Below are 22,533 nucleotides of genomic sequence, written 5' to 3' on the forward strand. Positions count from 1 at the left end.
GTCTCCCACCGCCCTCAACGGACAGGCATTCGGCCTGACGCCTGCCGATCTCAGTGTCTTCGAGACCCTGGAGTCGGAGGTACGGAGCTACTGCCGCGGCTGGCCCGCCGTGTTCGACCGTGCCCAGGGCGCCCGGCTGACCGACGAGGACGGCCACGGCTACCTCGACTTCTTCGCCGGAGCGGGGTCGCTCAACTACGGCCACAACAACCCGGTGCTGAAACGCGCGCTGATCGACTACATCGAGCGCAACGGCATCACCCACGGCCTCGACATGGCCACCACCGCGAAACGCACCTTCCTGGAGTCCTTCCGGAACAACGTGCTGCGCCCGCGCGACCTCCCGTACAAGGTGATGTTCCCCGGGCCGACCGGCACCAACGCGGTCGAGGCCGCGCTGAAGCTGGCCCGCAAGGTGAAGGGGCGCGAGTCCATCGTGTCCTTCACCAACGCCTTCCACGGCATGTCGCTCGGCTCGCTCGCCGTCACCGGCAACGCCTTCAAGCGGGCCGGGGCCGGCATCCCGCTGGTGCACGGCACCCCGATGCCGTTCGACAACTACCTCGACGGCCGGGTGCCCGACTTCCTCTGGTTCGAACGGCTCCTGGAGGACCAGGGATCCGGGCTCAACAAGCCCGCCGCCGTGATCGTCGAGACGGTGCAGGGCGAGGGCGGCATCAACGTGGCGCGCCCCGAGTGGCTGCGGGCGCTGTCCGACCTGTGCCGCCGCCGCGACATGCTCCTGATCGTGGACGACATCCAGATGGGCTGCGGACGCACGGGGTCGTTCTTCTCGTTCGAGGAGGCCGGCATCGTCCCCGACATCGTCACCCTGTCGAAGTCCATCAGCGGCTACGGACTGCCCATGTCCCTCTGCCTGTTCAACCCGGAGCTGGACATCTGGGGGCCGGGCGAGCACAACGGCACCTTCCGCGGCAACAACCCGGCGTTCGTCACCGCCGCCGCCGCGCTGGACGCCTACTGGGCGGACGGCCAGATGGAGCGGCAGACCCTGGCCCGGGGCGAGCAGGTCGAGCAGGCCCTGCTCTCGATCTGCGACGAGCACGCCGCTCTCGGCGCGCACTACCGGGGCCGCGGCCTGGTCTGGGGCCTGGAGTTCACGGACGAGGCGCGCGCCGCCGCGGTCTGCGCCCGCGCCTTCGAACTGGGCCTGCTGGTGGAGACGTCCGGCCCGCGCAGCGAGGTCGTGAAGCTGCTGCCGCCGCTGACCGTCACCCCCGACGAGCTGGACGAGGGCCTGCGCACGCTGGCCCGCGCGATCCGCGACACCATCTGAACCACCGGCCCGTCACGGGGGCGGGCCCGACCGGTCGCACCACAGCGAAAACACCACGACGAGAAACACCCGGCGGGAAACCCCGCGGAGAGAAAGGCACCGACCCACCGTGATCGTCCGATCGTTCAGTGACATCGAGAACACCGACCGGCATGTGAAGGCCGCTTCCGGCACCTGGGAGAGCAAGCGCATCGTGCTCGCCCAGGAGAAGGTGGGCTTCTCGCTCCACGAGACCACGATGTACGCGGGCACCGAGACGTCGATGTGGTACGCGAACCACATCGAGGCCGTCCTGTGCGTCGAGGGCGAGGCCGAACTCACCGACGACGAGACCGGACAGACGTACCTGATCACCCCGGGCACGATGTACCTGCTGGACGGCCACGAACGCCACACCATGCGGCCGAGGACCGATTTCCGCTGCGTCTGCGTCTTCAACCCGCCGGTCACCGGGCGGGAGGAGCACGACGAGAACGGTGTCTACCCGCTGCTGACCGAGGAGGGCTGAACCATGACCCACGACACCCGCGTCGATCTCTACCCCACGCGCGGCACGGCCGAGCTGACCACGCCCCGCCAGGACCCGGTGATCTGGTCCGCGCCCGGCGCCCCCGGCCCGGTGGCCGCGCAGGACCTCCAGGGCTTCGAGCGCGACGGCTTCCTCACCGTCGACCAGCTCATCACCCCCGACGAGGTCGCCGTGTACCGCGCCGAACTGGACCGGCTGATCGCCGATCCGGCGGTGCGGTCCGACGAGCGCTCGATCATCGAGCCGAAGTCGCAGCAGGTCCGGTCGGTCTTCGAGGTCCACCGGATCAGCGAGGTCTTCGCCCGGCTGGTGGGCGACGAGCGCGTGGTGGGCCGGGCCCGTCAGATCCTCGGCTCGGACGTGTACGTCCACCAGTCCCGGATCAACGTCAAGCCGGGCTTCGGCGCCTCGGGGTTCTACTGGCACTCGGACTTCGAGACCTGGCACGCCGAGGACGGGCTGCCGAACATGCGGGCCGTGTCGGTGTCGATCGCGCTGACCGAGAACCACGACACCAACGGCGGGCTGATGATCATGCCCGGTTCGCACAAGTCGTTCCTCGGCTGCGCGGGCGAGACGCCCCGGGACAACTACAAGAAGTCCCTGCGGATGCAGGACGCCGGGACGCCGTCCGACGAGGCCCTGACGAAGATGGCCGACCGGCACGGCATCAAGCTCTTCACGGGCCGGGCGGGTTCGGCGACCTGGTTCGACTGCAACTGCATGCACGGCTCGGGCGACAACATCACCCCGTACCCGCGCAGCAACGTCTTCATCGTCTTCAACAGCGTGGAGAACGCGGCCGAGGAGCCGTTCGCGGCACCGACCCGGCGCCCGGAGTTCATCGGGGCGCGGGACTTCACCCCCGTGCGGTGAGATGACGCACCGGTGACGTGGGCAAGCGCGAGGGAGGCGTGCCTTCCTCGCCCCCGCCCACGTCACCGGCTCCGCACGGCCCGGCGGTTCCGCCAGGAACCCCGTCCGCCCGGTACGACGTCTTCCCCACGACGGGAGATGTCCGAGAAGCCGCACGGGACGAGGGAGCCGGGAGACGATGTGGATCGCGATGTCGCTGGTGGCGGGTGTCACCCTCCTCGGGTTCGGCGTCCACGAGGCCATGATCCGGCGCCGCCTCCGGCGCGGTGGGATCGGCGTCAGCGGCCTGGTGGTCAGCCACCGCAGGAGCAGCTCCGGAAGAGGCGACGCCGTCCACTTCGCGGTGGTCGAGTTCGTCGACGAGCGGGGCGGGCGACACACGTTCGAGTCCGGTTCGTCCGGGGTCGGGGGCCTTCCCGTGGGCGGTCGGGTCCCGGTGCGCTACGTCTCCGACGCCCCGGAGCACGCGCGCATCGACCTCACCGGCAGGCGGATCGGTGACGTCGCGCTCCCCTTCATGGGCGGCGGCCTGTTCACGGCCGTCGGGATCTGGATTCTCGTCACCGGCCGTTGAACCCGTTCCCCGCGGCCGGACCGACGGCCGGTCGGCCGTGCGGGGCGCGGTTCAAGTCGTTGGACCCGCACGGCCGTCGGCGGCGACAGTGGGGGCATGACCTCTCTCATCCGTCACATCACCGTCGACTGCGCCGACGCCTACGGACTCGCCCGTTTCTGGTCGCAGGTGCTCGACGCCCCGCTCTCCGACGAGGACTCCCCCGGTGACCCCGAGGTGCTCGTCGAGGTCCCCGGGGCCGGAATGCTGTTCATCACGGTGCCGGAGCCGAAGAGCACCAAGAACCGCCTGCACCTGGACCTCCAGCCGCAGGACCGCACCCGGGACGAGGAGGTCGAGCGGCTGCTCGGCCTGGGCGCCGCCCTCGTCGCCGACCACCGCAAACCGAACGGGCGGGGCTGGGCGACGCTCGCCGACCCCGAGGGCAACGAGTTCTGCGTCGAGTGCGGCGCGGCCGAACGGGCCGCCCTGACCGGGGCCCGGCTGCCGGTCACGGCGGACGACGTGACCACCGCGGTCCGGCTCGCGACCGCCGCGCTCCGGGAGTCCCCGGTGGACGACTGGCTGGTCCCGGCCGGGACGCTGGAGTGGAACTGCTGGGAGACCGCGGAGCACCTGAGCGACGACCTGTTCTCCTACGCGGCCCAGCTCGGCGCACCCGACGCGCCCGACGCGCCGTCGGACACCTACCTCCCGTACCGCTGGGCCGCCGACCGCGAGAACGGTCCGAAGAACGCGGTCTTCGCGGACCCGGCGGCCGGTCCGGCCGGGCTGCTGCGGACGATGGAGGCGAACGGCGCGCTGCTCGCGGCGATGGTGCGGACCTCGTCGCCCGGGGTCCGTTCCTTCCACTCCTACGGGGTCTCCGACCCGGAGGGCTTCGCCGCCATGGGCGTGGTGGAGACCCTGGTGCACATGCGGGACCTCGCCGCGGGGCTGGACGTGGCCTGGGAGCCGCCCGCCGACCTCTGCGACCGGGTGCTGGCCCGGCTGTTCCCGGACGCCCCCGGGGACGCCGACCGGTGGACCGTCCTGCTCTGGGCCACCGGCCGCGCCGAACTGCCCGGCCGGCCGCGGGTCACGTCGTGGAAGTGGCACAGCGCACCGCTGGACGGGGCCGGTCGGGAGTAACGGACCGGAGCGGCGGACCCGGGGGGAGCGCCCCGCCCGGCGCCCCTCCGAGGTCCCCGTTCTCCGGAATCCCCGCCCTTCCGGGGTCCCCGGCCTCAGGACCGCACCGCGTCCAGCGCCGGGTAGTCGACGTACCCCTTCGCGTCGCCGCCGAAGAAGGTGGCGGGGTCGGGGGTGTTGAACGGGCCGCCGGCCTTCAGTCGGGCCGGCAGGTCCGGGTTGGCGATGAACAGCGCGCCGTAGGAGACGATGTCGGCGAGCCCGTCGTCGATCGCCCTGTGGTCGTCGGGCCCGGTCGGCCCGTCCGTCAGCAGGTTGACGACGAAGGTGCCGGAGAACTGCTTGCGCAGCGCGAGGGTCAGCTCGCGGATGTCCAGCGCCTCCAGGACGTGCAGGTAGGCGATGCCGAGCGGTTCGATCTCCCGCACCAGCGCGGTGTACACGGCCTCCGGATCGGTCTCGGCGATGTCGTTGTACGTGTTCCCGGGCGAGATGCGCAGCCCGGTGCGTTCCGCGCCGATCTCGGCGACGACGGCCCTGACGACCTCGACGGCGAACTTGATGCGGCCCTCGACGGACCCGCCCCACTCGTCGTCGCGCAGGTTGGAGTTGGGGGCGAGGAACTGGTGGATGAGGTAGCCGTTGGCGCCGTGCAGCTCGACCCCGTCGAAGCCGGCGTCGATCGCGTTGCGGGCCGCGGTCGCGAAGTCGGCCACGGTCTGCCGGATCTCGTCGCCGGTCAGTTCGCGCGGCGTGGTGAAGTCCTTCATCCCCTCCCCGGTGAAGAGCTGCCCGGCGGGCCTCACCGCGGAGGGGGCGACCGGGGTGAGTCCGTCCGGCAGCAGGACCGGGTGGCCGATGCGGCCGGTGTGCATGAGCTGGGCGAAGATCCGGCCGCCCGCCGCGTGCACCCGGTCGGTCACCTCGCGCCAGGAGGCGACCTGCTCCGCGCTGTGCAGCCCGGGGGTGAAGGGGTAGCCCTGGCCCACCGCCGACGGCTGGATGCCCTCCGTGATGATCAGGCCCGCGGAGGCGCGCTGGGTGTAGTACTCGGCGACGAGATCCGTGGCGACGCCGCCCTCGCCGGCCCGGCTGCGGGTCATCGGGGCCATCGCGATGCGGTTGGCGAGTCGGGTGCCGGACAGATCGATCGGGTCGAACGCGGTGGTCATGGGAGCTCCCGAAGAAATATGTGGTCGGCCAAGTATTTGCGTGCTCCGTCACTGTAACCCATTTACTTGGCCGACCAAGGTAAAGTTGACGGAAAGCGGCTCCCGCCCGTTCCCGACCGGCCGGAACCCCACCGGGGGACCTGTCGGGAACGCCCGCCCGGGCCCGCACCGCACCGTCCGAGGAGTCCCGATGACGTCAGGTCCCGCAAGCACCGACCCCGCCTGTACCGAGCTGCCGAGCGCCGCCCGGGGCGGCCCCGTCAGCCATGCCTTCTCCCGGGTGGCCCGGCTGCACCGGATCGCCGCGGGCAAGATGCTCAAGGGGGCCGGGATCTACCCCGGCCAGGAGTTCCTGATGATGTACCTGTGGGACACGGGCGCGGTGCGCCAGTCCGAGGTGATCAAGGCCATCGGCCTGGACCCCTCCACCGTCACCAAGATGCTCCAGCGCCTGGAGCAGGCCGGACACGTCAGCCGCTGCCCCGACCCGGACGACCGCCGGGCCGTCCTGGTCGACGCCACCGAGGACAGCTGCGCACTGCACTCCGAGGTCGAACGGGCCTGGACGGACCTGGAGGAGCACACCCTGGCCGGTCTCGACCGGGGCGAGCGCGAGGAGCTGGCCCGGCTGCTCGCCAAGGTCGAGGAGAACCTCCGCCGGGAGACCGAGGGCTGCCCCGAGCTCCGCCACTCCCCCGGCTGCTGATCCCCGGCGCGCCCCTCCGGTGCCGCCGAGCGCCCTCCGGTGCCGCCGGGTGCTCCCGGTCCGCCGGGCGGCGGCGCCGGGTCGCGGGCTCAGCCGGAGAGCACGTCCAGGGCCCGGTCCACGTCGGCCCGCGTGTTGTACAGGTGGAAGGCCGCGCGCAGGCTCCCCGCCCGGTTGGAGACCACCACCCCGGCCCGCGCCAGCTCGGCCTTCCGCGCGCCGAGTCCGGGCACGGCCACGATCGCCGACTTCCCCGGCACCGCCTCGTGCCCCAGCTCCGCCAGCCCCGCCCGCAGACGGGCGGCGAGCCCGGTGGCGTGGGTGTGCACGGCCTCCACGCCGACCTCGCCCAGCAGCGCCAGCGACCGCTCGGCACCGTGGTACGACAGGAAGGCGGGCGGCTCGTCGTAGCGGCGGGCGGACGGGGAGAGCCGTTCGACCGGGCCGTACGTGCTGTTGCCCGGGTCCTCGGCGGCGACCCAGCCGGCGAAGACCGGCGGCAGGGTCCGCTGCGCCTCCTCGGTGACGGTGAGGAAGGAGGCACCCCGCGGGCAGAGCAGGAACTTGAAGCCGCCGGCGACGGTGAAGTCGTACTCCCCGGCGTCCAGCGGCAGCCAGCCGGCCGCCTGTGAGATGTCGAGCAGGGTCCGGGCGCCGTGGGCGGCCGCCGCCGCGCGCACCGCCTTCAGATCGGCGATCCGGCCGTCCGACGACTGCACGGCGGACAGTGCGACGAGCGCGGTGTCCGGGCGTACGGCGTCGGCCAGGCCGTCCAGCGGGACGTAGCGGGTCCGCAGGTCGCCGCGGACCGCGAACGGGCTGACGACGGAGCTGAACTCCCCCTCGGGCGACAGCACTTCGGCTCCCGGCTGCAGCGCGGCCGCGATCAGCCCGACGTGCACGGAGACGGAGCTGCCGACGGCCACCCGGTCGGCGTCCGTCCCGACGAGACGGGCGAAACCGGACCGGGCGGCCTCCACCGTCGCGAAGTCGCCGGAGCCGGCACCGCGGCCCGCGGCGACGCGCTCGGCGAGCGACCGCACCGCCGCCACGGTGCGACGGGGCAGCAGCCCGCAGGTGGACGTGTCGAGGTAGGTGGTCTCCGGCGCGAACTCGCCGTACACGGCCCGGCCGAGCGGAAGCGAAGTGGTCTCCATGCGCCCAGCCTGGGGCCCCTCCGATTCGTGGTCAATCACGGAGGACCGGGGACGCGCCCGGGAAATCCCATGCGCACGGACGGGCACGCCGCCCGTGCGCATGGGCGGACCCGGGGCTCAGGCGTTCGTGCCGCCCGTCGCGGGGACCTCGCAGGCACCGTCCGGGCCGCACGCCCCGGCGTCCTCGCCGATCATGGTCACCGGACGGTCCTTCCACGCCTGTTCGAGCGCCTGGGTGAAGACCTCGGCGGGCTGGCCGCCGGAGATGCCGTACCGCCGGTCGAACACGAAGAACGGCACCGCGTTGGCGCCCAGCTCGGCCGCCTCCCGCTCGTCGGCCCGCACCTCGTCCGCGTACGCCTGCGGGTCGGCGAGCACGGTCCGCGCCTCGTCCGCGTCGAGTCCGGCCTCCACGGCCAGCGCCACCAGCACGTCGCCGTCGTAGACGGACCGCTCCTCGGCGAAGTTGGCCCGGTAGGCGAGGTTCAGCAGCTCGTCCTGGCGGCCCCGGGCGCGGGCCAGGTGGAGCAGCCGGTGGATGTCGAAGGTGTTGCCGTGGTCACGGCCCTCGACGAGGTAGCCGAGCCCCTCGGCCCGCGCGTTGGCCGCGACGTTCGCCTCCATGGCCTGCGCCTCCTCACGGGTGCGCCCGTACTTCCGCGCCAGCATGTCGATCACCTCGACCGGCCCGTCCCCGGCGTACGTGGGGTCGAGCTCGAAGGACCGGTGCACGATCTCGACCTCGTCGCGGTGGGCGAACTCCGCCAGGCCCTTCTCGAAGCGGGCCTTCCCGATGTAGCACCAGGGGCAGGCGATGTCGCTCCAGATCTCGACGCGCATGTCCTTCTTCTCTCCGTCTTCTCGCGGCCCGGTACGGACACGGGGCCTTCCCCGCGCTGTGGGCAACTGGGCAACACGGAAACAAATGTCCTCATTCCCCGACCGGCCCCGACGACCGGACCGGCCGCCCGGTCACCGCCCGTACCTGCCGCCCGGTCACCGCCCGGACCGGGCCTCCGGCACGGGCCGGGCGAAGCGCAGGTCCGCCGGAGCGACCTCGCGGGCCGGACCGGCCGCCCGGAACACCACGTCCAGCGCGCGTTCCGGGTCGCAGGCGTAACCGCCGCTGGCCCAGGCCGGGTTCGCCTCCACCGCCGCCCATCGGCCGTCGTCGAGCAGGCCGACGTCGACCACGGCGGCGGAGGGCAGTGCCCCGGCCGCCTCCGCGAGCAGTTCGGCGGCGAAGGCGCGGACCTCGGGGCCGTGCTCGTCCTCGTCCAGCGGAACCGGGTCGAGCGCGGGGCCGACGGCGTAGCGGCTGCCCGTGCGCACGGCTCCGTCCCTGACGAACAGCCGGTACTCACGGGTGAAGCGGACGATGTCGCTCACCAGTACCGGCAGGTCGTCGTCGAACGCGTCCGGTCCGGGCAGCCGTGAGCCGTCGGGGTAGATCCGGGCGGGGAAGAACTTGTCGGTCGGCGGCTTGACGAAGGCCGGCCGGCGCAGCCGCCGGGCCTCCGCCAGCGTGAGCGCCTCCACCCGGCGTCCGGTCAGCGCCGTCGGCAGCGACGCCAGCCAGTCGGCCGGCGGCTCCAGCGCCACGAGGTCCAGCTCGGCGGCCACCCGGTCGGCGAGCAGTGGCCCGCCGTACAGATGCGCCCGCCCGACGGCGTCCCGCGCGTCGGCCGGAAGCCGCCATTCGTGTGCGGTCAGGGTCCGCACTCCCCGGCCCGCCGCGGTCGCGGCGAAACGGCGCCCGGTCGCGGAATCGCGCGGGGCGAAGATCAGGACTCGGTCGGTGGTCATGGCGCCCATGCTGCCCTGCCCCCCGCTGCGCCCGGACATCGTTTTCGACGGCCGAACGCTCCGCGGAGACCTCCGCCCCGGGCACGGCGCGGAAGCGGATCCCCTCGTTCCCCGGCGCCGGTCCCGGCGGTCGGCGAGCGGTGCCCCGGCGCCCCGCTGCCCGACCCCGCACAACCGGGTCCGGACCCTCCCCACCGCGGGTACGGTGACCGGCGGGGGCAGGGAACCGGGTGCCCGCCCGTCGCGCGTGAGGGCGCACGACGGGATTCCGCTGGACGCCAAGAGGGGCTGCTGTGACAGGGGCACGTATCGGGGAGTACGTGATCGAGCGCGAACTGGGCACCGGGGGCATGGGGACGGTCTACCTGGGGCGCTCGCGTTCCGGCCGGGCCGTCGCCATCAAGGTGGTCAAGGCCGAGTACGCGGCCGATCCCCGCTTCAGGGAGCGGTTCCGCAAGGAGGTCGAGGCCGCCCGGAAGGTGGGCGGCTTCCACACGGCGGCGCTGGTGGACGCCGATCCCGACGCGCCGCAGCCGTGGATGGCCAGTGCCTATGTCGAGGGGCCGACCCTGGCCGACGAGATCGACCGGCGCGACCGGCTGACCGAGGCCGAGCTGTGGAAGCTCGCCGCCGAACTGGCCGAGGCGCTGAAGGCGATCCACGCCCACGGGCTGGTGCACCGCGACCTCAAACCGGCCAACATCATCATGGCCGAGGACGGTGCCCGCGTCCTGGACTTCGGGATCGCCCAGGTCCTGGAGGGCACCCGGCTGACCCGGGACGGCGGGGTGGTGGGAACGGCGGGATACCACGCCCCGGAGCAGGTCCTGGGCCAACCGGTCACCGGGGCCTGCGACGTCTTCGCCCTCGGTGCCGTCCTGGTCACGGCGGCGGGCGGCAGCGCGTTCGGCTCGGGCTCGGCGTACGGGCTGATGTACCAGGTGGTGCACGGCGAGGCGGACGTGTCCGCGGTGCCCGGACCGCTGCGGCCCGTCGTGCTCGACTGCCTCCGGAAGGAACCCGGCGACAGGCCCACGCCCCACCGGCTGCTGGATCTGTACGCGGGCCGGGCCGGCCGCGCCGGTGGCCCCGGCACCGCGGCCACCGCCCCGTTCACGGTGGTCGACGAACCCCCGACCGTCACCGCCACCGCCCCTGCGGCCACTCCCGTCACCGAGCCCCCGACCGTCACCGCCACCGGGCCCACGCGGCCCCGCGCGGCGTCCGCGCCGCCGTCCGCCGCCTATCTGCGCCCGCGCCGGAGCTGGCTCGCGCAGGTCGCGCGGAACCTGCTCGGGGTGGCCGCGCTCGTGACGACCGCCTCCCTCGGCCCGGTCCTGCGTCTGCCCGTCGCCGTCGTCGTGGGGGCCGCGATCGTCGCGTTCCTCCTGGGCACACGTCTCCTCGGCCTGCTCACCAGCGCCAAGGACGGTCTCGTCCTCGGTGAACCCGGCATCGGGGTCGGGCCCGGCAACGATCTGGTGGTGCTCCGGTGGGACGCCGTCAGGTCCGTGGACCTGACGGTCGGTGCGAAGGAGAGCTCGCTGGCGGTGCGGCTGGACAGGCAGCAGTTCCTGCCCCAGGGCTTCCAGCATCCGTCGTGGGTCCGCAGCCGGCGGGACGGGGTCACCCTGATCCGGGTGCGGGGGCTCCACCCCGTCGGTGACTCGCTCCTGCTGCCCGACGCCGTCCGCGCCTTCGCCGGACGGCACGGCGTGCCGCTGACGGTGACCCGGACCGACGGGACGCCGGACGGCCGGTGAACAAAACGCCGCGCGGACACGGACGGCGCCCGGATCCGCTGCGGGATCCGGGCGCCGTCGGGGCCGTTCGGCTCCGTCACGCGGGGCCGGGCCCTTTCGTGCCGAACGGGCCCGGCCCGGAGGGGAGTCCGGGAACGCGCGGGGTCAGGCGGGGCGGCCGTCCACCCGTCGGGGCAGGCCCAGGGGGTTGTCCTCGCGGAGCTCGGGCGGGAGCAGCGCCTCGGGGGTGGTCTGGTAGGTGATCGGGCGCAGCCAGCGTTCGATGGCGGTGGCGCCGACCGAGGTGGAGGTGGAGGTGGTGGCCGGGTAGGGGCCGCCGTGGTGCTGGGCGGGGGCGACGGCGACCCCGGTCGGCCAGCCGTTGACGAGGACCCGGCCGGCCAGCGGGACGAGGGCGGCGAGAAGGCCGGGGGCGTCGGCGTCGGTCTCCTCGGTGGCGGTCTGGAGGGTGGCGGTGAGGTTGCCCGGGAGCCGGGAGAGGACGGCGGTGATCTCGTCGGTGCCGGTGTAGCGGGCCACCACGCCGACGGGGCCGAAGCACTCCTCCAGGAGTTCGTCGTGCGGGCCCTCGGTGGTGAGCAGGGCGGCCGGTACGGTCAGGAAACCGGCCGAGACGGTGTGCTCGCCGCCCGCGCCGGGGGTGACGGGGGCCTCCACGTCGGGGAGTGCGGCCCGGGCGCGCACCCCCGCGACGAAGGCGTCGCGCATCCGGTGGTCGAGCAGGACGCCCGCCTCGGTGTCGCTGACCGCGTCGGTGAGGGACTTCAGCAGCCGGTCGCCGTTCTCGTCGGCCGGGACCAGGACGAAGCCGGGCTTGGTGCAGAACTGGCCCGAGCCCAGGGTCATCGAGCCCGCGAGCCCGGTCCCGATCTGCTCGCCGCGCTCGGCGGCGGCGGCCTCGGTCACCACGACGGGGTTGAGGGAGCCCAGCTCGCCGTGGAAGGGGATCGGTACGGGGCGGGCCGCCGCCGCGTCGAACAGGGCGCGTCCGCCGCGTACGGAGCCGGTGAAGCCCGCGGCGGCGACGAGCGGGTGCTTGATCAGTTCGACGCCCGCCTCGAAGCCGTGCACCAGGGTCAGCACGTCCTCGGGCAGACCGACCCGGGCCGCCGCCCGGCGCAGCACGGAGGCGCACAGCTCGGAGGTGGCGGGGTGGTCGGGGTGGGCCTTGACGACGACCGGGCAGCCGGCCGCCAGCGCGCTCGCGGTGTCGCCGCCGGGGACGGAGAAGGCGAGCGGGAAGTTGCTGGCCGCGTACACGGCGACGACCCCGAGCGGGATCTTGTAGCGGCGCAGGTCGGGCCAGGGCGGGGTGCGGGTGTCGTCCGCGTGGTCGATGTGGACGTCCAGGAAGGCACCTTCGTCCACGACCTCCGCGAAGGCCCTCAACTGGGCTGCGGTGCGGGCGAGTTCGCCGGTGAGCCGGGCCGGGCCCAGCGCGGTCTCCGCGTCCGCGGCCTCGACGACGTGTTCCCCGGCCTCGGTGAGCAGGTCGGCGGCCGTGCGCAGGAACGCGGCGCGCACGGTGCGGTCGGCGAGCGAGTCGCGCACCGCGTGGGCGGCCCGGACGGCGCGGTCGACCTCCTCCGCCGTAGCCTCCACCGCGACCTGCTCACGCGGGTTCCCGGTGCGGGGGTCGACGCTCCAGACTGGTGTTGCTGCCACCGTGCTTTTCCTTCCGCTTCACTGCCACGCATCGGAGTTTGTTCGGTATTCTGAACAAAGTTCCCGATCGTGAATATGAAGCGACTCTATTTCCGGTCGTTCGACGTTGGCAAGGTGCCATCGGACCGGCCGGACGCGGGAGTTCGACGGGTCACGGGATTCGTAAACGTGCTGGAAGGAGCATAGGTCGATGTCCGCTGCCGAGTCCGGTGGGGCACAGGTCAAGTCCGCCGTGCGTACGGTGGAGCTGCTCGAGTACTTCGCGGGGCGACCCGGCATGCACTCGCTCGCCACGGTGCAGGAGGCCGTCGGCTATCCCAAGTCCAGCCTGTACATGCTGCTGCGCACGCTGGTGGAGCTGGGCTGGGTGGAGACCGACGCGACGGGCACCCGGTACGGGATCGGGGTGCGGGCCCTGCTGGTCGGCACCTCGTACATCGACGGGGACGAGGCCGTCGCGGCGGCCCGGCCCACCCTGGACCGGCTCTCCGACGACACGGCGGAGACCATCCACCTGGCCCGCCTCGACGGGACGAGCGTGGTGTACCTCGCCACCCGGCAGTCCCAGCACTACCTGCGCCCCTTCACCCGCGTCGGCCGCCGGCTGCCCGCCCACTCCACCTCCCTCGGCAAGGCGCTCCTGGCCACCCACAGCGACGAGCAGGTCCGCAAGATGCTGCCCGAGACGCTGCCCGCGCTGACCGAGCACACCATCACCGACCGCGAGAAGCTCATCGAGGAGCTGCGCCTGGTCCGCGAGCAGGGGTACGCGGTGGACCGCGAGGAGAACACCCTCGGGCTGCGCTGCTTCGGCATCGCCATCCCCTACCGCACCCCCGCCCGCGACGCGATCAGCTGCTCCGTGCCGGTCGCCCGGCTCACGCCCGCGCACGAGCAGATGGTCAAGGACGCGCTGTTCGACGCGCGCGACCGGCTGGCGCTCGCCACCCGGAGGCTCTGACCCGTCGGCGGCCCCCGCGCGAGGCCCGGGGCGGCCCCCGCGCCATGACGCGCGCCCGCGGCGGGCCGCCGTCCGCCCGTCGGGACGACCCGGTGACGATCCGTCTCCGCCGCGCGGCGGAGACGGATCGTCACCGGGCAGGACGTGCCCGCCCGGACCGCACGGGAGTGTGGGTGCCATGACACAGACCTCGTCCGCTCCGGCCACCGCCGCGGGACGTCCCGGAACCCGCGCCCTGCTCCGTACGCTCGCGATCACCGCCACCCTGCCGTACATCGCGCTCAAGACCGCCTGGATCGCGGGCAGTCGGATCGGCATCCCGGACGGCAGCCCGCTGCTCGAACACCGCGCCACGATGATCGTCGCCAACGGCGTCACGATCCTGATGGACAGCGCCGTCGTGGTCATCGCCCTGCTGCTCACCCGCCCCTGGGGCCGGCGGGTGCCCGCCTGGCTGCTCGTCCTGCCCGTGTGGGTGGCGTCCGGGCTGCTGCTGCCGATCATGACCGGGTACCCGACGCAGCTGGTGGTGGGCCTGTTCCAGGGCGGCGGCGTCGGCGGGGGCGGGGGCGGCGACCCCTTCCTCGACGAGTGGGTCTTCGGCATCGTCTACGGCGGCTTCACCGTCCAGGGCCTCGCGCTGGGCACCCTGTTCGCGCTGTACGCCCGGGACCGCTGGGGTCATCTCTGGCGGGGCACCCTGCGGGACCTGCCGGAGAGCCCCACCGCGCCCGCCCTGCGGGTCACCGCGGTCCTCGTCTCGCTGCTCGCGGTCGTGCCGGCCGTCATGCACCTGGTGTGGGCCACCGGCTCGACCGCGGGGCTCAACGCGGCCAGGATCGCGGACCGGGACGGCCCCTTCTACATCATGGAGGCGTTCAACGTCCTCTTCTCCCTCGCCACCGCCGCCGGGGTGCTGCTGCTCGCCTTCCGCCGCTCCGCGCTCCCCCTCGCCGTTCCGCTCGTCCTGGCCTGGTGCGGTTCCGGGGCCTCCGGTTGCTGGGGCGGCTGGCTGAGCATCGCCTCGCTGACCGGGACCCAGGAGGTCTCCGAACAGCCCACGCCCACCATGGTGGTGATCTACGGTGTCCAGATGCTGCTCGGAGCCATGGTGGTCACCCTCGGCGGGTACTTCTTCTCGGAACGCGCGGCGGCCACCGGCCCCGGCGGCCCCGCGCCGTCCGCCCTGCCCTCCGGAACCCGCGCGTGACCCTGCTGTTCGGGCGGCGGGCCCGGCTGCGCTGGCTGCACCTGATCCTCGGTGGCGCGCTGCTGATGCCGTACTTCCTGGCGGCCCTGGTGGTGGTCGGCTCGCTCCGCCCGAGCCCCGTCCTCTTCACGTCCCTCCCCCACCAGCTCGTCTCGTTCGTCTGCGCCCTGCCCATGGCCGCGGTCACCGCGCTCTTCGCACCGGCCCGGCCGCTCTCGGTGGACGCGGCCCGCGCGCTGTGCGGCATCCCCGCCGGCCGGCAGCTGGCCGACGGGCCCTCCAGGACCCGGCAGGCCCGGGTGCGCACCGCGGTCTGGTACACGACGCACCTCGCGCTCGGCGGCATCGTGAGTGCCATGACGCTGGCGCTGTCCCCGCTCGCGCCGGCCTTCGTGGCGCTGCCGTTCTCGGAGACGGTGCGCGACTCCTGGATCAGGCTGCCCGAGGAGCTGGACCGGCCCTGGATCCTCGCCCTGAGCCCCTTCGCCGGGATCGCGGTACTGCTGGTGGTGGCCGGCTGCGCGGCACTGGCCGGGGCGCTGCTCGCCGGCCGGGCCCCGGTGCTGCTGGGCCCGACCCCGGAGGACCGGCTGGCCGCCGCCGAACGCCGGGCGGCCGATCTGGCGGCGCGCAACCGGCTCGCCCGGGAGCTGCACGACTCGGTGGGCCACGCGCTGAGCGCCGTCACGCTCCAGGCGGGCGCGGCCCGCAGGGTCCTGGACAGCGACCCGGAGTTCGTCCGCGAGGCGCTGGCCGCGATCGAGGAGACCACCCGGCGCACGGTCGGCGAACTCGACTCCGTGCTCGGCCTGTTGCGCAGCGACGAGGAGCACGGGACGGCCGGGACGACCGGTCCGGCGCTCGACGCGCTGGACGGGCTGCTGAAGCGCTGCGGGGTGCCGGTCTCCCTCAGCGTGCGGGGCGAGCCCGGCACGGTCCCGGCCGCCGTGTCCCGGGAGGCGTACCGGATCGTGCAGGAGGGGCTGAGCAACGCGCTGCGGCACGGCGGGGCCGGAACGGCGGTGGAGCTGCGGATCACGGTGCTCGCGACGGACGTGGAGATCGTCATGGACAACCCGCTGCCGGAGCGGCCCGCGGCGGTGCGGCCCGGGGGCGGGCGCGGACTGCGCGGCGTCGCCGAGCGGGCGGTGCTGCTCGGCGGCCGTGCGCAGGCCGGGCCGCACGACGGCGCGTGGCGGCTGGCCGCGCGCCTCCCCCTGCGTACGGACGGACGGGAGAAGAAGTGAGCACGAGGGTCCGGGTGGTTCTGGCCGACGACGAGCGGATGGTGCGCACGGCGCTGCGCGTCATCCTGGACGCCGAACCCGATCTGGAGGTCGTCGGCGAGGCGGCGAACGGCGCGCAGGCCGTGTCCGTGGTGCGCGAGCTGCGCCCCGACGTGGTGCTGATGGACGTACGGATGCCGAAGATCGACGGCATCCGCGCCACCGAGCAGATCCTCGGCTCGCTCGCCGCCCCGCCGCGGATCGTCGTGGTGACCACCTTCGAGAACGACTCCTACGTGTACGACGCGCTCGTCGCCGGGGCGGCCGGTTTCCTGCTGAAGCGCGCGGCGGCCGAGGACCTCGTGCAGGCGGTGCGGCTGGTCGCCCGCAGCGACACGTTGCTGTTCCCGGCGGCGGTCCGGACCCTGGCGGCCGAGCACCTGACGCGGCGGGGGACCGCCCCGCCGCCGTGGGTGGCCCGGCTCACCGAACGGGAGGCGGAGGTGTTGCGGCTGATGACGGCCGGGCTGACCAACGCGGAGATCGCCGAGCGGCTGGCCGTGGGGCCCGCGACGGCCAAGACGCACGTGGCGGCGGTGCTCGCGAAGACCGGCGCCCGGGACCGCACCCAGGCCGTGATCGCGGCGTACGAGTCGGGATTCATCGCTCCCGGGGATTCCGGCCGACCATGAGGAATCGGTGAGAATCGGCACAACCGGGAACGTCCCCCGACGCCCCGCTCGTCCCTCGGTGGGATGAACAGAACGATCAGGCACACGTCCGTCTTCTGCCTGCTGCTGGTTCTCGCCCTTCTGGTGCGGGCGACCTGGCTGCAGGCGTACCAGGCGCAGGCGCTCGCGGACAACGACCACAACCGGCGGAAGACCATCGCGCAGTACGCGCAGCCGCTCGGCGACATCATCGTGGCCGGGAACCCGGTCACCGGTTCGAAGAGGACGGTGGGCAGCGATCTCGCGTACAAACGCACCTACACCCAGGGCGAGCTCTACGCGGCCGTCACCGGCTACGGCTCGCAGGCGTACGGCGCCACCCAGCTCGAAGGCATCTACAGCCATGTGCTGGACGGCACCGACGACCGGCTGAAGAGCCCGCTGGACACGGTGACGAACAAGCAGGCCGATCCGGGCAACGTCCTGACGACGATCGACCCGGCCGTGCAGAAGGCGGCGTACGAGGCGCTCGGCGACGACAAGGGCGCCGCCGTCGCGATCGAGCCGGGCACCGGGCGGATCCTGGGAATGGTCTCCACCCCCTCGTACGACCCGTCGACGATCAGCGGTACGACGGACGGCGACGCCTGGCAGAAGTTGCTCGACGACAAGGACAAACCGCTGGTCAACCGGGCGATCCGGCAGCCGCTGGCGCCGGGTTCGACGTTCAAGCTGGTGGTGGCCGCCGCGGCGCTGGAGGACGGGCTGTACGGCTCGGTCGACGAGCCCACGGCCAGCCCCAACCCGTACACCCTGCCCGGCACCAGCACTGTCCTGCGCAACGAGAGCGCCACCGCGCCCTGCGAGAACGCCACGCTGCGCACCGCGCTCCGGTATTCCTGCAACAACGTCTTCGCGAAGGCCGCCGTCGACCTCGGTCAGGACAAGGTCGGGGCGATGGCGGAGAAGTTCGGCTTCAACACCGAGAAGCTCGACGTGCCGGTGCGGGCGAGCGAGAGCGTCTACCCGTCCGGCATGGACCGCCCGCAGACGGCGCTGACGGGCATCGGCCAGTTCGAGGTGACCGCGACGCCGCTGCAGATGGCCATGGTGTCGGCCGCCCTCGCCAACGGCGGGGAGCTCGCCGCCCCGCACATGGTGTCCGAGGTGACGGACTCCGAGGGCACCACGCTGCGGGAGTACCCGGACGGGGACACCGAGCGGGTCGTCTCGCCGGACACCGCCGAGCAGTTGCGCAGCGCCATGGTGACCGTCGTCGAGGAGGGCACGGGCACCAATGCCCGGATCGCCGGGGCCGAGGTCGGCGGCAAGACGGGCACCGCGCAGAACGGGGTGGGCAACAGCAAGACCCCGTACGCCTGGTTCACCTCGTACGCGAAGGACGCCTCGACCGGCAAGGAGGTCGCGGTGGCGGTGGTCGTCGAGGACTCGGGCGCGGCCCGCTCGGAGGTCAGCGGCAACGGTCTGGCGGCGCCGGTCGCCCAGAAGATGATGAAGGCGGCGCTGGCGCGCTGAGCACGCCGGGCGGGGGCGTCCGCCGTACGCCCCCGCCCGGCGCGGTTCCGTCAGCGGCCCAGGCGTGCCAGCGCCCCGGCGACGGCCGCCAGGTCCGGGTCCGAGGCCAGCCCGGCGTGGTACAGGCGCAGTTGGTTCGCGCCGAGCGAGGCCGCGTGCGCGGCGTCCCGCTCCAGCGTGGCGGGGCTGCCGCCCATGCCGGTGACCACGCAGAAGTTGGCCGCGAGCACCCCCTCGCGCCCGGCGAACGGGCCGAGCACGGCCTCGCGCGCCGCGTCGGCGCCGGTGCAGGGCAGCACCACGCCGTCCGCGACGGACAGGACGTGCCCGGGGTCGACGCCCGTGTTCGCACCGGTGCGGTACGGCGCGGGGTCGGCGTGCAGCAGCACCTGGAAGCCGGGTTCCGCCGCCGCCCGCACGGCGGCCACCGCGGCCTCCTGGAGCGTACGGGCGACCGTGCCGCGCCACCGGAGGGTGGCGTCGGCGAGGTCGGCTCCGAGGAGTTCCCGCACGGCCTCCCAGCCGGCCTCCGTACTGCCGGAACCGGCCCAGCACGGTTCCAGGGCCCGGCGCACGGCCGCGGCCAGGGCGTCGGCGTCCAGGCCCTGTCCGGCGTACCCGGTGCGGCAGGCGGAGCAGAAGCAGAGCGACATCAGGTACTGCGCCGCGTCGCCGAGCCCGACGCCCGTGGTCTTGTCGTGGGCGTGCAGGTGCGCGAAGCCGTACCAGCCGCAGGACTCCAGCTCGGTGCCGCCCGCGCCGTCGCGCACCGCCGCCTCGGCGGCCAGGTCGATCAGGTACGCGCGGACCTCGGGCCGTGCGATGCAGGGCGCCCAGGGGTAGCGGTCGCCGTACGCGTTGACGACGGAGGTCCCGGGATGCTCGGCGCCCAGGCGGGAGTTGTGCGCGAGGACCACCCAGGTGTGCACCTGGAGTCCGGCGGCGGTGAGGGCCCGGGCCGCCTGTGCGTACGGGTCGTCGGCGGCCACCCACGACTGCGGGTACGGGCGCAGCGCGCGCCCCGCCCACCGCTTCGGGTCCGGCGGGTAGAGCACCGCCGCGTGCTCGGCGGTGACGATGCGGCGGGCGGGGTGGCGCGGGGTCAGCGCCCGGGTGGAGTGGTAGGCGGCGGCGAGCGTCACCTGCCGGACGCCCAGGTCCGCGACGCGGGCGGCCGCGTCCGGGTCGCCGACGACGTCCCAGGGGTAGAGGAAGACGGAGGTCCTCACCCGCGCCGCTCCTGCCCGTGCTTCTCCAGGACGGCGCGGCCGCGCGCGATGATCCCGGTGAGTTCCTCGACGTGGGCGGCGGACGGCTCGGTGAGCGGGGTGCGGACCGGGCCGACGGCCAGGCCGCCGAGCCGGACCCCGGCCTTGACGAGCGAGACGGCGTAGCCGCGGCCCTTGGCGCGCAGTTCGACGAGCGGCCGGTAGAAGTGGTCGAGGAGTCCGTCCGTCAGGGCGTCGTCGCCGGCTTCCAGGGCCCGGTGGAAGGCGAGCGCGATGTCGGGCGCGAAGGCGAAGACGGCGGAGGAGTAGAGCGTGATGCCGATGCCGCGGTAGGCCGGGCCGGTGAGTTCGGCGGTGGGCAGCCCGTTGAAGTACAGGAAGTCCTCTCCCGGCGCCTCGGTGCGCACGGCGCTGACGATGCGCTGCATCAGGTCGAGGTCGCCGCAGCCGTCCTTGAGGCCGATGACGCCGGGGGTCCGGGCCAGTGCCACGACGGTCCCGGGGGTGAGGACGGCGTTGTCGCGCTGGTAGACGATCGTCTCCAGGCCGGTGGCCGCGGCGAGCGCGGTGTAGTGGCCCAGGAGTCCTTCCTGGTCGGCGACGACGAGGTAGGGGGGCATCGCGAGGAGCCCGTCCGCGCCGGCCTCCTCGGCGATCCGGGCGTACTCGACGGCGAGCGCGGTGCCGTATCCGGCCCCCGCGACGACGGGCACCTGTCCGGCGGTCTCCTCGACCGCCGCGGCGACGACGGCGCGGAACTCCCGCTGCGTCAGCGCGTGGAACTCGCCGGTGCCGCAGCAGGCGAAGACCGCCGCCGCACCGGCGTCGACACCGGTGCGCACATGGGCGCGGAAGGCGTCGAGATCGACGGCGCCGTCCGGTCCGTAGGCGGTGACGGGGAAGAAGAGCGGCCCGGTCGCACGGTGGAGTCGGGCGGCAAGAGGGGCTGAGGTCACTGGCGCTCCCTGAGCAGGTCCAGGCGTGCACAATTATGATCGCCGTCCACATTCGTGAACAGTTGCACGCTAAGGCAGCCGCCCCGCACGGGTCAAGGAAAAGAACCCGCAGGACATCCGGACACGCACCCGGCACCATCACCTCCGCCGGAACGCCGGAGCCCTTGACTCACCTCGCCGGAACTTCTTAGCTTGTCCACACATATGAATGACGTCCATGACTTTGGCTTCTGACGGGCACGTCCCGCAGGCACCGCAGGGGCCGTGCCGCGCACGCCGGAGTGCGCGTGCGCACCCACGCACCGAGGAGATCCGCGCATGCCCGCTCCCCGCACCGTCCTGCTCACCGGCGCCGCCGGCGGCCTCGGCACCCTGATGCGCGGGCTCCTGCCCGCGTACGGCTACGGGCTCCGGCTCCTCGACGCCCGCCCCGTCGAGGGCGAGCCCGGCGCGATCACGGCCGACCTCGGCGACCGGGCGGCGCTGCGCGAGGCCGTGCGGGACGTCGACGCGATCGTCCACCTCGCGGGCATCTCCCTGGAGTCCTCCTTCGACAGGATCCTGCGGGCCAACATCGAGGGGACGTACAACCTCTACGAGGCCGCGCGCGAGGAGGGCGTCCGGCGCGTCGTCCTCGCCTCCTCCAACCACGTCGTCGGCCACACCCCCCGCCCGCTGCCCGGCGACCCGCCGATCTCCGTCGACGCCCCGCGCCGCCCCGACACCTTCTACGGCCTGTCCAAGTCCTTCGGGGAGGACCTCGCCCAGCTGTACTGGGACCGGCACGGCATGGAGACCGTCTCGGTGCGCATCGGCTCCTGCTACCCCGAGCCGACCTCGGTGCGGATGCTGTCGCTCTGGCTGAGCCCGGCGGACGGCGCCCGGCTCCTGCACGCCGCGCTCACCGCGAAGGACGTGGGGCACACCGTCGTCCACGGCTCCTCCGCCAACACCCGGCTGTGGTGGGACCTGGCCTCGGCCCGCGCGCTGGGCTACGAGCCGCAGGACGACTCGGAACCGTACGCGGCGCGGCTCGTCGCCGAGCAGGGGGAACTGGACCCGGACAACCCCGACCACACCCGCCTCGGCGGGCACTTCTGCACCACCCCACCGATCTGGCCGCACTGACCGGCCCGCGGGCCCCGCGGAAAATCGCGCGACAGCGTGCCCACCGACGGGCAGGATGCGGGGCCATGCCGAGACCTTCAGGATTCCTGTACGAGCAGCACGGCGACGCGAGCGTCACCATCACCCACCACGGCCGGCCCGCGGGCACGCTGCGCGGCGGCCGGGCGGAGAAGTTCCTGGCCGAGGTGGTGTCCGGGGACGCCCAACTGGTGATGGCCCGCTGGACCGGGGCGTACAAGCACGGCAACGAACGCACCGCCCGCGATCACCCGCGCAACCGGGCGCGCGGGCGCTGACGGCGCCCACGTCCGGACACCCGAGGGGACGGCGTGGACGGCGGGAACGACGGGGACTGCGGGCGGCAAAGGTAAGGGAACGGCAAAGCGGGGTCGTTCGTTACTCCGGACATGACCGCTATGACCCCCGGCTCGAACATCCCTCTCTCCGCCGCCCGCGTGGCAGTGGACGTCTCCGCCCCGGTGCGGCTCGACGTTTCGGGCCTCCTGCTCACCGCAGCCGGCAAGGTGCGCTCGGACGACGACTTCATCTTCTACAACCAGCCCGCGGGCCCCGGCGTGACCTACCGCTCCGGCGGCGGCACCGCGCCGGACTCGATCCTGGTGGACACCGCGGCGGTCCCGCCCGGCATCGAGAAGATCGTCGTCACGGCGAGCCCGGACGCGGCGGGCCAGACCTTCCAGGGCATCGAGCCCACCGCGACCGTGCGCAACGCCGACGACAACAGCGTGCTCGCCACCTTCACCCCGCCCCGACTGGGCACCGAGACGGCGCTCGTGGTCATCGAGGTCTACCTCCGCAACGGCGCCTGGAAGGCCCGCGCGGTCGGTCAGGGCTACGCCGACGGCCTGGCCGGCATCGCCACGGACTTCGGCGTCTCGGTCGAGGACGAGCCCGCTGCCGCCCCGGCCCCCGTGCCCGC

General features: G+C 73.5%; 22 protein-coding genes. 15 read left to right on the plus strand and 7 right to left on the minus strand.

Annotation, left to right across the window (positions count from 1 at the left end):
• Positions 1 to 34: 34 nt before the first annotated feature.
• The 5 genes from ectB to EAO76_RS06000 all read left to right on the plus strand — a co-directional run bounded on the left by ectB (position 35) and on the right by EAO76_RS06000 (position 4,407).
• Positions 35 to 1,297: a diaminobutyrate--2-oxoglutarate transaminase gene (ectB, locus tag EAO76_RS05980; RefSeq protein ID WP_148834051.1), complete on the plus strand. Its 1,263-nt coding sequence runs from the start codon at positions 35 to 37 to the stop codon at positions 1,295 to 1,297.
• A gap of 109 nt (positions 1,298 to 1,406) precedes the next feature.
• Positions 1,407 to 1,805, plus strand: coding sequence for an ectoine synthase (locus tag EAO76_RS05985; RefSeq protein ID WP_148834053.1), 399 nt, complete (start codon positions 1,407 to 1,409; stop codon positions 1,803 to 1,805).
• 3 nt (positions 1,806 to 1,808) lie between these two features.
• Positions 1,809 to 2,702, plus strand: a complete 894-nt coding sequence (gene thpD / locus EAO76_RS05990; protein ID WP_148834055.1) for an ectoine hydroxylase — start codon at positions 1,809 to 1,811, stop codon at positions 2,700 to 2,702.
• A gap of 178 nt (positions 2,703 to 2,880) precedes the next feature.
• Positions 2,881 to 3,276, plus strand: coding sequence for a DUF3592 domain-containing protein (locus EAO76_RS05995; RefSeq protein ID WP_148834057.1), 396 nt, complete (start codon positions 2,881 to 2,883; stop codon positions 3,274 to 3,276).
• Positions 3,277 to 3,372: 96 nt separating this feature from the next.
• Positions 3,373 to 4,407, plus strand: a complete 1,035-nt coding sequence (locus EAO76_RS06000; RefSeq protein ID WP_148834059.1) for a VOC family protein — start codon at positions 3,373 to 3,375, stop codon at positions 4,405 to 4,407.
• Between the two features lie 95 nt (positions 4,408 to 4,502).
• Here EAO76_RS06000 and EAO76_RS06005 read toward each other — a convergent pair whose 3' ends face one another.
• Positions 4,503 to 5,579: an alkene reductase gene (locus EAO76_RS06005; protein WP_148834061.1), complete on the minus strand. Its 1,077-nt coding sequence runs from the start codon at positions 5,577 to 5,579 to the stop codon at positions 4,503 to 4,505.
• A 190-nt stretch (positions 5,580 to 5,769) separates the two neighbouring features.
• On the opposite strand from EAO76_RS06005, the gene EAO76_RS06010 reads away from it, so the two are divergent.
• Positions 5,770 to 6,285, plus strand: coding sequence for a MarR family winged helix-turn-helix transcriptional regulator (locus EAO76_RS06010; RefSeq protein ID WP_148834063.1), 516 nt, complete (start codon positions 5,770 to 5,772; stop codon positions 6,283 to 6,285).
• Between the two features lie 89 nt (positions 6,286 to 6,374).
• Here the strand turns inward: EAO76_RS06010 and EAO76_RS06015 are convergent, their stop codons facing one another.
• From EAO76_RS06015 to EAO76_RS06025, 3 genes are all read right to left on the minus strand, one after another.
• On the minus strand, positions 6,375 to 7,442 hold the full coding sequence (locus EAO76_RS06015) for an aminotransferase class V-fold PLP-dependent enzyme (protein ID WP_148834065.1): 1,068 nt from the start codon (positions 7,440 to 7,442) through the stop codon (positions 6,375 to 6,377).
• Positions 7,443 to 7,559: 117 nt separating this feature from the next.
• On the minus strand, positions 7,560 to 8,282 hold the full coding sequence (locus EAO76_RS06020; protein WP_148834067.1) for a DsbA family oxidoreductase: 723 nt from the start codon (positions 8,280 to 8,282) through the stop codon (positions 7,560 to 7,562).
• 156 nt (positions 8,283 to 8,438) lie between these two features.
• A complete protein-coding gene (locus tag EAO76_RS06025) occupies positions 8,439 to 9,248 on the minus strand; it encodes an ATP-grasp domain-containing protein (protein ID WP_148834068.1) in 810 nt (269 codons plus the stop codon).
• A gap of 293 nt (positions 9,249 to 9,541) precedes the next feature.
• Here EAO76_RS06025 and EAO76_RS06030 point away from each other — a divergent pair, with 293 nt between their 5' ends.
• Positions 9,542 to 11,011: a serine/threonine-protein kinase gene (locus EAO76_RS06030; RefSeq protein WP_262375288.1), complete on the plus strand. Its 1,470-nt coding sequence runs from the start codon at positions 9,542 to 9,544 to the stop codon at positions 11,009 to 11,011.
• A gap of 144 nt (positions 11,012 to 11,155) precedes the next feature.
• Here EAO76_RS06030 and EAO76_RS06035 read toward each other — a convergent pair whose 3' ends face one another.
• On the minus strand, positions 11,156 to 12,676 hold the full coding sequence (locus EAO76_RS06035; protein ID WP_148834070.1) for an aldehyde dehydrogenase (NADP(+)): 1,521 nt from the start codon (positions 12,674 to 12,676) through the stop codon (positions 11,156 to 11,158).
• A 190-nt stretch (positions 12,677 to 12,866) separates the two neighbouring features.
• Between EAO76_RS06035 and EAO76_RS06040 the strand changes: the two genes are divergently transcribed.
• The 5 genes from EAO76_RS06040 to EAO76_RS06060 all read left to right on the plus strand — a co-directional run bounded on the left by EAO76_RS06040 (position 12,867) and on the right by EAO76_RS06060 (position 18,280).
• On the plus strand, positions 12,867 to 13,637 hold the full coding sequence (locus EAO76_RS06040) for an IclR family transcriptional regulator (protein ID WP_148834072.1): 771 nt from the start codon (positions 12,867 to 12,869) through the stop codon (positions 13,635 to 13,637).
• Between the two features lie 178 nt (positions 13,638 to 13,815).
• Positions 13,816 to 14,847, plus strand: a complete 1,032-nt coding sequence (locus tag EAO76_RS06045) for a hypothetical protein (protein ID WP_148834073.1) — start codon at positions 13,816 to 13,818, stop codon at positions 14,845 to 14,847.
• Positions 14,844 to 16,094 carry a histidine kinase gene (locus tag EAO76_RS06050; protein ID WP_262375289.1) on the plus strand — a complete coding sequence of 417 codons (1,251 nt, stop codon included), beginning with the start codon at positions 14,844 to 14,846 and terminating at the stop codon, positions 16,092 to 16,094. Before EAO76_RS06045 ends, EAO76_RS06050 begins: the two co-directional genes overlap by 4 nt.
• Positions 16,091 to 16,765 carry a response regulator transcription factor gene (locus EAO76_RS06055; protein WP_148834075.1) on the plus strand — a complete coding sequence of 225 codons (675 nt, stop codon included), beginning with the start codon at positions 16,091 to 16,093 and terminating at the stop codon, positions 16,763 to 16,765. The genes EAO76_RS06050 and EAO76_RS06055 overlap by 4 nt, the downstream gene beginning before the upstream one ends.
• 63 nt (positions 16,766 to 16,828) lie before the next feature.
• Positions 16,829 to 18,280: a penicillin-binding transpeptidase domain-containing protein gene (locus tag EAO76_RS06060; protein WP_148834077.1), complete on the plus strand. Its 1,452-nt coding sequence runs from the start codon at positions 16,829 to 16,831 to the stop codon at positions 18,278 to 18,280.
• Between the two features lie 50 nt (positions 18,281 to 18,330).
• Here the strand turns inward: EAO76_RS06060 and EAO76_RS06065 are convergent, their stop codons facing one another.
• Together EAO76_RS06065 and EAO76_RS06070 are read right to left on the minus strand one after the other, a co-directional pair.
• Positions 18,331 to 19,509 (minus strand): hypothetical protein, encoded by a 1,179-nt coding sequence (locus EAO76_RS06065; protein ID WP_148834079.1) that lies wholly within the window; start codon positions 19,507 to 19,509, stop codon positions 18,331 to 18,333.
• A complete protein-coding gene (locus EAO76_RS06070; RefSeq protein ID WP_148834081.1) occupies positions 19,506 to 20,465 on the minus strand; it encodes a 5-dehydro-4-deoxyglucarate dehydratase in 960 nt (319 codons plus the stop codon). Before EAO76_RS06070 ends, EAO76_RS06065 begins: the two co-directional genes overlap by 4 nt.
• A 318-nt stretch (positions 20,466 to 20,783) precedes the next feature.
• On the opposite strand from EAO76_RS06070, the gene EAO76_RS06075 reads away from it, so the two are divergent.
• From EAO76_RS06075 to EAO76_RS06085, 3 genes are all read left to right on the plus strand, one after another.
• Complete coding sequence (locus EAO76_RS06075) at positions 20,784 to 21,593, plus strand: NAD(P)-dependent oxidoreductase (RefSeq protein ID WP_148834083.1); 810 nt, start codon at positions 20,784 to 20,786, stop codon at positions 21,591 to 21,593.
• Between the two features lie 65 nt (positions 21,594 to 21,658).
• Positions 21,659 to 21,889, plus strand: a complete 231-nt coding sequence (locus tag EAO76_RS06080) for a hypothetical protein (RefSeq protein WP_148834085.1) — start codon at positions 21,659 to 21,661, stop codon at positions 21,887 to 21,889.
• A gap of 120 nt (positions 21,890 to 22,009) precedes the next feature.
• Positions 22,010 to 22,533: TerD family protein (locus tag EAO76_RS06085; RefSeq protein WP_399461832.1), on the plus strand; the 524-nt coding region annotated here is incomplete at its 3' end.

This window comes from Streptomyces sp. sk2.1, assembly GCF_008120935.1.
In the GTDB taxonomy this organism is placed as follows: Bacteria; Actinomycetota; Actinomycetes; order Streptomycetales; family Streptomycetaceae; genus Streptomyces.

Bases quoted from the DNA above. Each gene is read 5' to 3' on its own strand.
- thpD (WP_148834055.1), top strand. From the start codon at position 1,809: ATGACCCACGACACCCGCGTCGATCTCTACCCCACGCGCGGCACGGCC.
- EAO76_RS05995 (WP_148834057.1), top strand. From the start codon at position 2,881: ATGTGGATCGCGATGTCGCTGGTGGCGGGTGTCACCCTCCTCGGGTTC.
- EAO76_RS06000 (WP_148834059.1), top strand. From the start codon at position 3,373: ATGACCTCTCTCATCCGTCACATCACCGTCGACTGCGCCGACGCCTAC.
- EAO76_RS06005 (WP_148834061.1), bottom strand. From the start codon at position 5,579: ATGACCACCGCGTTCGACCCGATCGATCTGTCCGGCACCCGACTCGCC.
- EAO76_RS06010 (WP_148834063.1), top strand. From the start codon at position 5,770: ATGACGTCAGGTCCCGCAAGCACCGACCCCGCCTGTACCGAGCTGCCG.
- EAO76_RS06015 (WP_148834065.1), bottom strand. From the start codon at position 7,442: ATGGAGACCACTTCGCTTCCGCTCGGCCGGGCCGTGTACGGCGAGTTC.
- EAO76_RS06020 (WP_148834067.1), bottom strand. From the start codon at position 8,282: ATGCGCGTCGAGATCTGGAGCGACATCGCCTGCCCCTGGTGCTACATC.
- EAO76_RS06025 (WP_148834068.1), bottom strand. From the start codon at position 9,248: ATGACCACCGACCGAGTCCTGATCTTCGCCCCGCGCGATTCCGCGACC.
- EAO76_RS06040 (WP_148834072.1), top strand. From the start codon at position 12,867: ATGTCCGCTGCCGAGTCCGGTGGGGCACAGGTCAAGTCCGCCGTGCGT.
- EAO76_RS06045 (WP_148834073.1), top strand. From the start codon at position 13,816: ATGACACAGACCTCGTCCGCTCCGGCCACCGCCGCGGGACGTCCCGGA.
- EAO76_RS06060 (WP_148834077.1), top strand. From the start codon at position 16,829: ATGAACAGAACGATCAGGCACACGTCCGTCTTCTGCCTGCTGCTGGTT.
- EAO76_RS06075 (WP_148834083.1), top strand. From the start codon at position 20,784: ATGCCCGCTCCCCGCACCGTCCTGCTCACCGGCGCCGCCGGCGGCCTC.
- EAO76_RS06080 (WP_148834085.1), top strand. From the start codon at position 21,659: ATGCCGAGACCTTCAGGATTCCTGTACGAGCAGCACGGCGACGCGAGC.